We start from the raw sequence: 10499 nt of genomic DNA on the forward strand, positions 1-10499 counted from the left end.
AAACGGGTTGCGCGACGACTGGGAAATGGCCACGCCCAAAGGCGGCATGCTGGGGGAACGGTTTATTCCGTATGATCGCGTCGGCGCATACATTCCCGGCGGCGCGGCGCCGCTGGCCTCGACCGCGCTGATGACGCTGACGCTGGCCAAGGTGGCGGGCGTGAAGGAGCTTGTTGCCTGTTCCCCGGCCAATGCCGAGGGCAAGCTCAACCCCTACATCGTCTATGCGCTGGATTTGGCGGGCGCCACCGAAATCTACAAGGTGGGCGGCGTGCATGCCATCGGTGCCATGGCCTATGGCACCAAATCGATCAAGAAGGTCCGCAAAATCGTCGGTCCCGGCGGACCCTATGTGACGGCCGCCAAGCGCCAGGTGTATGGCGACGTGGCGCTCGACATGGTGGCCGGCCCGAGCGAAATCGCCGTGGTTTGCGACTCTTCGGCCAATCCGGCCCACGTGGCCGCCGACCTGCTGTCGCAGGCCGAACACGGCACCGGGTCGGAAAAGGCGATGCTGATCACGACCTCGCAAAAACAGGCCGAAGCCGTTCGCGCCGAGGTGCTCAAGCAGGCCGAAACGCTCTCTCGCGCCGAACCGATTGCCGCCGTCTTGAAGCAGGGCATGTTGCTCGTCGTGGTCAAAAGCATGGCCGAGGGCATCCTGCTCGCGAACCGGTTTGCCCCGGAGCACATGGAGCTCATCGTCAAGGACCCGTCCAAGTGGGTCGACAAGGTTGAAAACGCCGGCGCGCTCTTTATCGGCGAATGGACGCCGGAATCGGTGGGCGACTTTGTTGCCGGGCCCAGCCACGTGTTGCCGACCGGCGGGACCGCCGCCTATTTTTCCGGCCTGACGGTCGAGGATTTCCGGCGCCGCATGAGCCTGATCCAATTCACCAAGGAAGATCTCGAGGATACCCTGCCGGCGGTCGAAGCCTTTGGCCGCATCGAGACCCTCGATGGCCACGCCCGCTCCGCCACCATCCGGTTCGGCAAATAGCCCAAACGTCACGCCGGACGGCCCGGCCGCGGTTCCCCGTCGTTGGGGGCCGGGTTGCGGTGCCAGGATTTTAACGCAGGACGGGAGGATGGCGGTGCGATTGCCGCGAACCCGTTTATTTAAGGAAACCATGAGCCATTTGATTAGAAAATCGGTGCAGGCGATGTCGGGCTACGTCCCCGGCGAGCAGCCCAAAGACGCCGGCATCGTTAAGTTGAATACGAACGAGAACCCGTACCTGCCCTCGCCCGACGTGCAGGATATTTTGTCGATGATCGATATCGCGGTGCTTTCGCGCTATCCGGACCCGGTCTGCATGGAGCTGCGCAAGGTGATTGCGGAGCTGCATGGCTGCGCGGTGGAAAACGTTTTCGTGGGCAACGGGTCGGACGAAGTGCTGGCGCTGTGCATCCGTTCGTTTGTCGAGCGCGACGGTTCGGTGGGCTATTTCGACCCGTCCTATTCGCTCTATCCGGTCTTGGCCGACATCGAGGACGTGGAAAAGCGCCCCGTTTCGCTGGACGCCGCCTATGGCTGGCAGATGCCGGCGGACTATTCCGCCTCGCTCTTTTTCCTGACCAACCCCAACGCGCCCACCAGCCTGCGCTATGCCAAGGCCGACGTGGAACCCTTCGTCGACGGGTTTGACGGCGTGGTGTTGATCGACGAGGCCTATGCCGACTTCGCCGATGAAAACTGCATGGATCTGGCGCTCGGCAAAAACAATGTGCTGGTGGGGCGGACGCTTTCCAAGTCCTATTCGCTGGCCGGCATCCGCCTCGGCTACTGCGTCGGCAACGCCGAGCTCATCGGCGCGATGTTCAAGATCAAGGATTCCTACAACGTCAACTACCTGACGCAGGAGATCGCCCGCGTCGCCGTGCTCGATCAGGACACCATGAAGGCCAACGTCTCCGCCATTGTCGAAACCCGCGAAATGGTGGCGGAAAAGCTGATGGAGCTCGGGCTGAGCGTCCTGAAGTCGCAAACCAATTTCCTGTGGGTCAAGCCCTTGGGGATCAAGGCGAAAACCCTGTTCGAGGAGCTGCGCAAGAAAAAGATCATCGTGCGCTATTTCGGCAACGACGAACGGACGAAGGATTATCTGCGCGTAACCGTCGGAACCGCGCCGGAAATGTTCAAGTTTCTCGATGCGGTCGAAGCCATTGTCAACGGAGGTGCTTGATGGCCGCTGCCTGTCCGAACAAGGAAGAAAACCTGAAGCACTGCACCTGCACCTATGATTGCGCGAAGCGCGGCATGTGTTGCGAGTGCGTGGCCTACCACCGCGCCCAGGGGGCCATTCCCGGCTGTTTCTTCACGAAAGCGGGCGAGGCCACCTGGAACCGCTCCGCCGCAAACTTCTGCAAGGACTGCGGCGCTTGCTGACTCCCTGCCGGGTTGCTTGACTCGGTGCGGGGTTCGGGCATAATGCCCCGTTCAAACAAGACGGACTTTATTTATGATCAAGGTTTCTGGGGTAACGAAAAAATATCCGGCGCGTTTGGCGGTCGATCATATTTCGTTTGAGGTCAACCGGGGAGAGATCGTCGGGTTCCTGGGGCCCAACGGGGCGGGGAAAACGACGACGATGCGCATGCTGACCGGCTATCTTTCCATGAATTCGGGGACCATCGAAGTGGCCGGGTTCGACGTGGCCACCCAGGCCCGCGAAGTGCGCCGCCGCATTGGCTATCTGCCCGAAAGCTGCCCGCTCTATCCCGAAATGCGCGTGGACGAATACCTGCGTTTCCGCGCCGAGCTCAAGGGCGTTAAAGCGTCCGCCCGCAAAGCCAAAATCGACGAGGTCAAGGAACAGTGCAGCCTGACGGACGTCGGCAAGCGGATCATCGGCCAGCTTTCGAAGGGCTACCGCCAGCGCGTCGGCCTGGCCGACAGTCTGGTGCACGACCCCGATCTGCTGGTGCTCGACGAACCGACCGTGGGGCTCGATCCCTACCAGATCCGGCAAGTGCGCGAGCTGATTACCCAGCTGGCCGAACGCCACACCATTTTGCTCTCGACCCATATCCTTCAGGAAGTCGAAGCCATCTGCGAACGCATCCTGATCATCAACGAAGGCCGCATCGTGGCTTCGGACACCGAGGAAAACCTCCACCGCAAGCTGCACGCCTGCTCGATCATCGAGATGGAGATCATGGCCAACAAGGCCGCCGCCATCGAGAAGATCGGCCGGATGGCCGGGTTGGATGTCCGCAACGCGAACGAGCTGGCCGACGGTTGGCTTTGGGTGGAGATCGAGGCCGATTCCGCCGCGATGCGCGTCGACCTGTTCAATCTGGCCGTGGCCGAGGGCTGGCCGATGCGCGAACTCAGCGAGCAGCAGCATTCGCTCGAGGATACGTTCGTGCAGATCACCCGCAACAAGGGGGACCAATCATGAGCGTGTTTTTCAGTCTGCTCAAACGGGAAGTACGCACCTGTTTCTATTCTCCGATCGCCTACGTGGTGATGTTTTTTTTCTGGATGCTCACGGGCGGCAACTTCATCTGGCTGCTGTCGCAGCTCGCATCCGGCGAATCGCTGACGGTGGCGACGCAGCTGATGTTCAGCGGGCCGCTGCTCTCCATTTCGTTGCCGTTCGTGGTGCCGCTGATCACGATGCGCCTGTTTGCCGAGGAAAAGAAGCTCGGCACGCTTGAGGCGTTGCTGACCACCTCGGTCCGGGTGCCGGAGTTGGTGCTGGCCAAGTTTTGCGGGGCGTTGGTCTTCTATATCGTATTGTGGTTGCCCGTGTTCGTCTATGCCTTCATTCAGGCGAAGCTTTGCTCGGCGGACGTGGTCGGGTTCCCGGACGTCGGCGCGTTGCGGGCCGGCGGCATCGGCGTGTTGCTCGTGGGCGTGCTCTATATTTCCGTCGGGCTGTTCATGTCGAGTGTGACCTCGAACCAGATCGTGGCGGCGATCGGCGGGATTGCGCTGCTGTTCGGCGCGTCGTTCAGCCTGGCCTTGCTGGCCTACTCGGCGCAAAACCCGGTGTTGCGCGTGATCGGCCAATACTATTCCCCCTACGTACACATGATGGATTTTTCCCGCGGCATCATGGATGGCCGGATCGTGGTCATGTATTTGGCCTATGCGGCGTGGTTCCTGTTTGCGGCAACGCGGGTCGTTGAAGGGCGCCGCGCCTAGATGTTCGGACGATGCACATGAAGCGATTTCTTTCCAGTTTAAACTCTCTGTTCGCCGTCCTGCTCGCCTTCGTGGTGGTGCAGATGGTCTGTTTCATTTCGCTGCGCAATCCGGTGCGCGCCAACTGGAGCGGCCGGGCCTACTACGACCTGTCGGACAAAACCCTCAAGCTGCTCCGCGAACTCGAGCAGGAGATCACCGTCACGGTCTTCTTCCAGGAAGAGCACAAGCTCTTCTACGATATCGAAAACCTGCTCGAGGAATACCAATACCACTCGCGCAACATCAAGGTCGAGTGGGTCGACCCCGCGCGCGACCCGGCCCGCACCGAACAGCTCGCCAACAAGTATGGCCTGACCGAAGCGCAGGTGGTCGTGTTCGATATCGGCGACAAGCGCAAGGTGGTCAAGCAGACCGATCTCGCCGACAGCCGGGTCCTGAAGGGGCACAAGGAGCCGACCTACACCGCGTTCAAGGGCGAGCAGGCCTTCTCCAGCGCCATCTACGGGCTGATGCAGGGCGAAAAGCCCAAGGTCTATTTCCTCGTCGGCCATGGCGAACATCGCCTGACCGACTTCGACCAGATCTCGGGCTATTCCAGGATCGGCACCACCGTGCTGGGCGACAACCTCGAGGTCGCGGAGCTCATGCTCAGCGGCGAAAAACTGGTGCCGGACGACGCCGCCGCCTTGGTGATCGCGGGCCCCGACAAAACGATGAGCTCCATCGAAGTGGAGATGATCGAGGACTATCTGAACCGCAGCGGCCGCGTCATGGTGATGCTGGATGCCTTGAAGGAAACCGGACTCGAACCGATGCTGCGCCGCTGGGGCGTTGCCCTGCGGCAGGATATCGTGGTCGATCCCGAAAACACCCTGCGCGGCAGCGATGTGCATATCCGGCGCTACAACGCCCACCCGATCAGCATGGAGATGGGGTCGATCGTCCAGTTTTTCCTGCCGCGCTCCATCCAGCCGCTGTCCGAGGAGGAGGGCGCCACCGCCAAGGACCGCCCCTCGGTCGTCCCGCTCTTCTTTACGTCCGAAAAAAGCTGGTCGGAAATGCAGACCGAGGAGTCGACCGCCAGGTTCGACGAAGACAAGGGCGATAAGCGCGGCCCGTTCTCCCTCGGCGTGGCGGTCGAACGCGGCGCCACCCAGGAGGTGCTCGACGTGCAGATCAAACCCTCGCGCATGGTGGTCTTCGGCGATTCCGATTTCGTGACGAACGGCGGGCTGGTCGGCGGCAACGTCGACTTGTTCATGAGTGCCTTGAACTGGTTGCTCGAACGCGAGGAGCTCATGGCGATTGCGCCGAAACCGATCGAGGAAGTGAAGCTGAGTCTTTCGCGCAAGCAGTTGAACCAAATGTTCTGGCTCAATGTCACGGGGATTCCCGCCATCGCCATGGTGCTTGGGCTATTCGTTTGGGTGCGTAGAAGAAAATAGGAGATTCATGAAAGGTCGCTCCACCATTGTTTTATTGATCGCCATCGTCGTGCTGGGGACGTTTATCGGCATCCAGGAATCCTGGCGTACGCGCAATTCCCCGGCGGTGATCCGCCGGATTCGCCTGTTCGACCTCGACCCCACGTCGTTGGGCATGGTCGAGTTCCACCTGACCAATACCGTGGTGCGGTTCTCCAAGGAGAACGGGGTTTGGATGGCCGGGGGGACGGACGCCGGCATGGGCCGGGCCGACGTGGAACTGATCCACCGCATGGTTTCGGGCCTGAATTCGATGGGCAAGGGGACCACCATCACCCGCAAGCATCTGGAAATCCGCGGCGTCGACCCCTCGGAGTACGGGTTCGACAATCCGCTCGTCGAGATCCGCGCAACCGACAACGAAGGGAAGCACTGCTGGGTGGTGGGCCGCCGTACGCCGCTGGGCGACATGGTTTATGTGAAGCAGGAAGGCATCGACGACATCTATACGGTCCCGCACAAGCTCTTGTCCATCGTCCCGTCCCGACCCGACCTGCTTCGCGACCGCGAGCTCTTTTCCGGCAAGGCCGCCGGGGTCCGCCGGATCGAGATCCGCGGCGAGGCCGGCTTTGTCCAGCTGGTGAAGGACCCGCAGGCCGGCTGGCGGCTCCAGCAGCCGGTTACGGCCCCGGCCGACCCGCGCGAGGTCGAGGAGTTCATCAAAAAACTCTACCGCCTGCGGATCCAGGATTTCGTGGCCGACAACGTCTCCGACTTCTCCATCTACGGCCTGCAGGCGGAGACCCGGCAAATTTCGCTCGGCGGCGGCGATGGCACCTCGCGCATGCTGGTGATTGGCGGCGATGTGCCGGATCGCCCGGGCTTCGTTTATGTCCGCCGCTCCGACGATACGTCGGTCTTCACGCTGAGCGCCGACGTGCTGCAACTGCTCAACACGCCGGCCAAGCGGATCCGCAATGCCCGGGTGCTCGATCTCATGCTGGGCGACATCACGTCGATTTCCGTCAAAAAAGGAACCGAGCAACTCGCGTTGGCGCTCGAACCGTCCGTCGGGTGGAAAACCGTCTCCCCGGTGGCGTGGAATGCCGATCCCGGCGCCGTTGCCGGCCTGGCCCGCCTGTGGGTCGATGCCGTGGTGATTGAATACGACGTGGCCATCAACAACGTGGCGCCCGAATGGGTCTTTGAATATGGATCCACCTTGCTGGGCACGACGAACCACATCGAGGTGCTGCCCTCCGCCGGCACGCACGATGGCCTCCTGATCCGAAAAGGCAACGACAAGACCGTCCACCAAGTCAATGTGGCGGAGATCCCGGACGAAGTCGTTTATCCGCTGACCTATAAGGACAGCAAGGTCTGGGATCTCGACGTGGAAACGATCGGCAAGATTTCGGTAACGAAGGACGGCCAATCCCGCCAGGTCGTCACGCGCCTTGAAGACCGCTCCTTCGTTTTGGAGGGAACCAACGGCAACGTTCGCGTCAATTCCCCGGCCTTCGCAAAGTTGCTCGCTCAGCTCGCCGTGGTGCGGGCCTCGGGCTACATCGACTACAATCCGCCCGACCTGGCAATCTACGGGCTGGACCACCCCGCGTTGGAGCTCCACGTCGGGTTCGCTTCCCTCAACGAACTCGGGCGCGTTTTGCTCGTCGGTCGCGAAGTCCCCGAGGGGTTCTATTCGATGGTGAAGGGCCGCGATGTCGTCTTCTTGTTGGATAAATCGGTGGTCAATGCGCTCTCGGCGAATTTGCTTTCCGATCCGCAGCCGCCCCGGGCAATCACAGGGGAATAGATGGGCGGATCCTGCCAGCGTTTTGCCCAGCGAACGTTCAAGACCTGCCGGGTCTGCGTCAGAATCTTTTCGGTCGTCGTTTTCCTGCTCATTTTCCTGTTTGTTTTTTTGCGGACCTACGGGGTGCCCGGCTTCGTGTTGAAAGAGGTGGTGCGCCAGGTCAACTCCAAGGGAATTCCCGTGGATGTCGAGCGCGTCCGCCTCACGCTGCGCGGCTGGCGCGCGGAAAACATGCGCTACTACAGCAAGCACCCCGACGACCTGGAGCCGATGTTCTTTGCGCAAAATGTGCTGTTCGAACGCCTGATTCTTTTCGATGAAGCGGAATCCGGCGACTGGGTCTTCGAGGTCGAGGCCGATTCCATCGCCATCGCCCCCTCCGTCGAATGGGGGGTGGATATCCCCGAAGCGAGCCCGTTCCGGACGGTCGAAGGCGTGCGCCTGACGCTCGGGTTCCACGATGGTCGGGTGCGGCTTTCGGACGGGGAACTGTCGTGGATCGGGGGGCGGTTCAAGGTGGATGGAACCGTGCTCACGCAGGCGCCCCCCCAAAAGGAGGCCGTCGTCCGCCCGCCGGAACCTGCGCCCAAGGAGACGGCTCCGCCCGTTTGGATCTCCCGCGAACAGTTCGTGGCCTTCGAAAACCATCTCAAGGCCTTCAAGGTCAATGGCGCGGCGGAGGTGGCGCTGGAATTCGTGGTGGATTCCGGCAACCTGGCGGCCAGCCATCTGTCGCTCGATGCCCGGGCGGTGGACATCGTCTACCGCGGCGTCGGCTTCTCCGGCCTGGAGCTGAAAGGGGAATTCCGCTATCCCGCGATCGATGCGCAGCGCATCGAGCTCAGGCTCGACAACCGTTCGCTGGTCGTGGCCGGGCGCTACGACTTCGCGAGCGGATTGGTGGAGGGGACGATGGAGAACACCATTGTTTCCACGCAACCCCTTTTGCTGCTTCCCCAGCCGGTGCTGGATGTGCTCGTGAAAGCCCAGTTGCAGTTTGAATCGCTCCCCTGTTTTTCGCTGGCGTTCGGACCGGCCAAGCCCAAGGGGCTGCTCAATGCCGTCGGCGGCTCGTTCTTGGTCGAAGAGGTGAACTACCGGGAGCTGGAGATCGACCGGCTTGAGGGCAACCTGACCCGCCGCAACGATCGTCTGGATTTGACCGCGCTCTCGGGCACGGTTCTCGGCCAGCGGGAAAAGGCGGAACAATATGGAAGCTGCATGCAAGGCGGTTCCGCAACCGGGTCCGTTTTCTGGGATGCGGCGGCAAACGAATTCGGGGTGAGCGCTACCGGCAGCTTCGATCCCAACCTGTTGATCCGCCCGCTCGACATGGTCCCGATTGCCACCAATGTCATCGACCGCTTCAAGTTTGCCGACCGTCCGCCGCAGATCTCGCTGGAGCTGGGTTCGAACCTGGCGGATTGGAGCACGTTCTATATCGACGTTCAGGCCATGGCCAACGATGCCGCCATCCATGGCGTTCGGTTTTCTTCGGTGAACACCTTCGCCGCCTACAAGAACAAGGTGTTGCGCCTGGATCCGATCGCGGCGATGCAGGGGGTGGACTTCCTCAAGGGATCGACCTCCATCGATTTCGGCAACCATACCGTTGCGTTCGATGCGTTCGGCAGTATGCCGCCTGCGGTGATCGAGGACGTCGCCTATCCGGGCTTCGAGGTTTTCGGCAACAAGATTCTCTGCGGCGGCAACACGCAGATCCGTGCGCGCGGAAAACTGGATTGGAAAACCATGCGCGCGACCGATTTCTCGGCCGAGGTCGAGGCCGACGTACTCGAGATTCCGGTGGCCCGGTTGGAGCGGTTCAAGGCAACCGTCATGGGGAAGGGGCCGCGCATCTTGGTGAAAAATGCCGGCTTCAACCTCTACGGCGGCGAAGGCAGCGGGACGTTTTCCATCCAGCTCGATCCCGCCACCAACACCATGCCCTACACGCTCGAAACCCGGCTCGGCGGCGTCGATTTCCGCTCGTTCCTCTCCTATCTCCGCCCCGAGGTCGAATACACCGTTTCCGGCAACCTCAAGGCAAATGCCGCCATCTCGGCCGACATGAAGCGCGGCTTTTTCGAAGCCGCCAATGGCAAGGGGCGCGTCGAGGTGAAAGACGGCCAGCTGGCCGACCTGCGCTTCTTTAGCGGCTTCTCCCGCCTGATGCGCAACGTTTTTTCCTCCTTCAGCGTTTTTTCCATTACCAAGCTTTCGGGTGGTTTTGAGCTGAAGAATGGGGTGGTCTCTTCGGACGATGCCTATTTCTCGGGCGACTTCATGAACGCCAAGGCCAAAGGAACCTATTCGAACCGCACGGGATTCGATGTCCTGCTCCATACCCAGGTGTTCAGCGACTAGGGGCTGGGCAAGCTGGTCCGGGCGATCACGGACCCGATTTTCAGCATTTTCGAACTCAAGCTCGAGGGCACGCTGGCCGATCCGCAGTGGCGGTTGGAAAAGCTGCCCCGGGCGCAATAGGATTCCGGGACCGCGCAGGAAGATGTAGATGCGAATTGAATCGGTGCAAAACCGCATCTATCTTTTTCCGTGGTAACCGAGAGGGTATGGACGATGGATTTTCTGCATCCTGGATTATGGGCGGCCCTGTTTGGCTGGATGGTTGCCCAGTTCGCAAAGATGGTCAACTGCTTCATCGGGTCGCACCGACTCGACTTCAGCTATATGGTCAGCACGGGCGGCATGCCGAGCGCCCACTCTTCGATGGCGACGGCGCTCGCCACTTCGCTGGGATTGTACGAAGGGTTCGATTCCCCGATCTTCGCCTTGGGCGCCGCGTTTGCCGTCGTGGTGATGTTCGATGCCCAGAGCGTGCGCAAAGCCGCCGGCGAGCAGGCCAAAGTGCTCAACTCGATCGTCGATGAGCTCCTGCACGAGCACCACCTATCCGAAACCAAGCTGAAGGAATTGCTCGGCCATACCCGTCTCGAGGTGTTCATGGGGATGATCACGGGCATTGTCACGGCCATGGCTTCGTTCCGCTTTATCCCCAAAATATAACGCGCCGCGCGTCATCGACGCAGCGGTATCGCTGCTTCAGCGGGCGGCGTGCTCAAGAATGAGAACGGCAGGAATG

General features: G+C 61.2%; 9 protein-coding genes. All 9 read left to right on the forward strand.

The annotated features are described in order from the left end of the window. A partial coding sequence (gene hisD, locus ABYO54_RS08260; protein ID WP_372807775.1) for a histidinol dehydrogenase occupies positions 1-1000 on the forward strand: 1000 nt, incomplete at its 5' end. 130 nt (positions 1001-1130) lie between these two features. Next, the gene (gene hisC, locus ABYO54_RS08265) at positions 1131-2186 is read left to right on the forward strand and encodes a histidinol-phosphate transaminase (protein ID WP_372807776.1); all 1056 of its coding nucleotides are present in this window, start codon (positions 1131-1133) and stop codon (positions 2184-2186) included. Next, on the forward strand, positions 2186-2389 hold the full coding sequence (locus tag ABYO54_RS08270; RefSeq protein WP_372807777.1) for a DUF6485 family protein: 204 nt from the start codon (positions 2186-2188) through the stop codon (positions 2387-2389). Before hisC ends, ABYO54_RS08270 begins: the two co-directional genes overlap by 1 nt. A 73-nt stretch (positions 2390-2462) precedes the next feature. Then, entirely contained in the window at positions 2463-3404 is a 942-nt protein-coding gene (locus tag ABYO54_RS08275) for an ABC transporter ATP-binding protein (protein ID WP_372807778.1), read from the forward strand. After that, positions 3401-4153 (forward strand): ABC transporter permease, encoded by a 753-nt coding sequence (locus ABYO54_RS08280; protein ID WP_372807779.1) that lies wholly within the window; start codon positions 3401-3403, stop codon positions 4151-4153. The genes ABYO54_RS08275 and ABYO54_RS08280 overlap by 4 nt, the downstream gene beginning before the upstream one ends. 17 nt (positions 4154-4170) lie before the next feature. Further along, on the forward strand, positions 4171-5601 hold the full coding sequence (locus ABYO54_RS08285; RefSeq protein WP_372807780.1) for a GldG family protein: 1431 nt from the start codon (positions 4171-4173) through the stop codon (positions 5599-5601). 7 nt (positions 5602-5608) lie between these two features. Next, a complete protein-coding gene (locus ABYO54_RS08290) occupies positions 5609-7396 on the forward strand; it encodes a DUF4340 domain-containing protein (RefSeq protein WP_372807781.1) in 1788 nt (595 codons plus the stop codon). After that, entirely contained in the window at positions 7397-9763 is a 2367-nt protein-coding gene (locus ABYO54_RS08295) for an AsmA-like C-terminal region-containing protein (protein WP_372807782.1), read from the forward strand. It begins immediately after the preceding gene. Positions 9764-9976: 213 nt separating this feature from the next. After that, the gene (locus tag ABYO54_RS08300; RefSeq protein WP_372807783.1) at positions 9977-10423 is read left to right on the forward strand and encodes a divergent PAP2 family protein; all 447 of its coding nucleotides are present in this window, start codon (positions 9977-9979) and stop codon (positions 10421-10423) included. The last annotated feature ends 76 nt before the right edge of the window (positions 10424-10499 follow it).

Origin of the sequence: Pontiella sp. (assembly GCF_041622395.1) — a bacterium.
Classification (GTDB): Bacteria; Verrucomicrobiota; Kiritimatiellia; order Kiritimatiellales; family Pontiellaceae; genus Pontiella.

Coding starts and splice junctions, on each gene's coding strand:
- hisC (WP_372807776.1), top strand. CDS start 1,131: ATGAGCCATTTGATTAGAAAATCGGTGCAGGCGATGTCGGGCTACGTC.
- ABYO54_RS08270 (WP_372807777.1), top strand. CDS start 2,186: ATGGCCGCTGCCTGTCCGAACAAGGAAGAAAACCTGAAGCACTGCACC.
- ABYO54_RS08275 (WP_372807778.1), top strand. CDS start 2,463: ATGATCAAGGTTTCTGGGGTAACGAAAAAATATCCGGCGCGTTTGGCG.
- ABYO54_RS08280 (WP_372807779.1), top strand. CDS start 3,401: ATGAGCGTGTTTTTCAGTCTGCTCAAACGGGAAGTACGCACCTGTTTC.
- ABYO54_RS08285 (WP_372807780.1), top strand. CDS start 4,171: ATGAAGCGATTTCTTTCCAGTTTAAACTCTCTGTTCGCCGTCCTGCTC.
- ABYO54_RS08290 (WP_372807781.1), top strand. CDS start 5,609: ATGAAAGGTCGCTCCACCATTGTTTTATTGATCGCCATCGTCGTGCTG.
- ABYO54_RS08295 (WP_372807782.1), top strand. CDS start 7,397: ATGGGCGGATCCTGCCAGCGTTTTGCCCAGCGAACGTTCAAGACCTGC.
- ABYO54_RS08300 (WP_372807783.1), top strand. CDS start 9,977: ATGGATTTTCTGCATCCTGGATTATGGGCGGCCCTGTTTGGCTGGATG.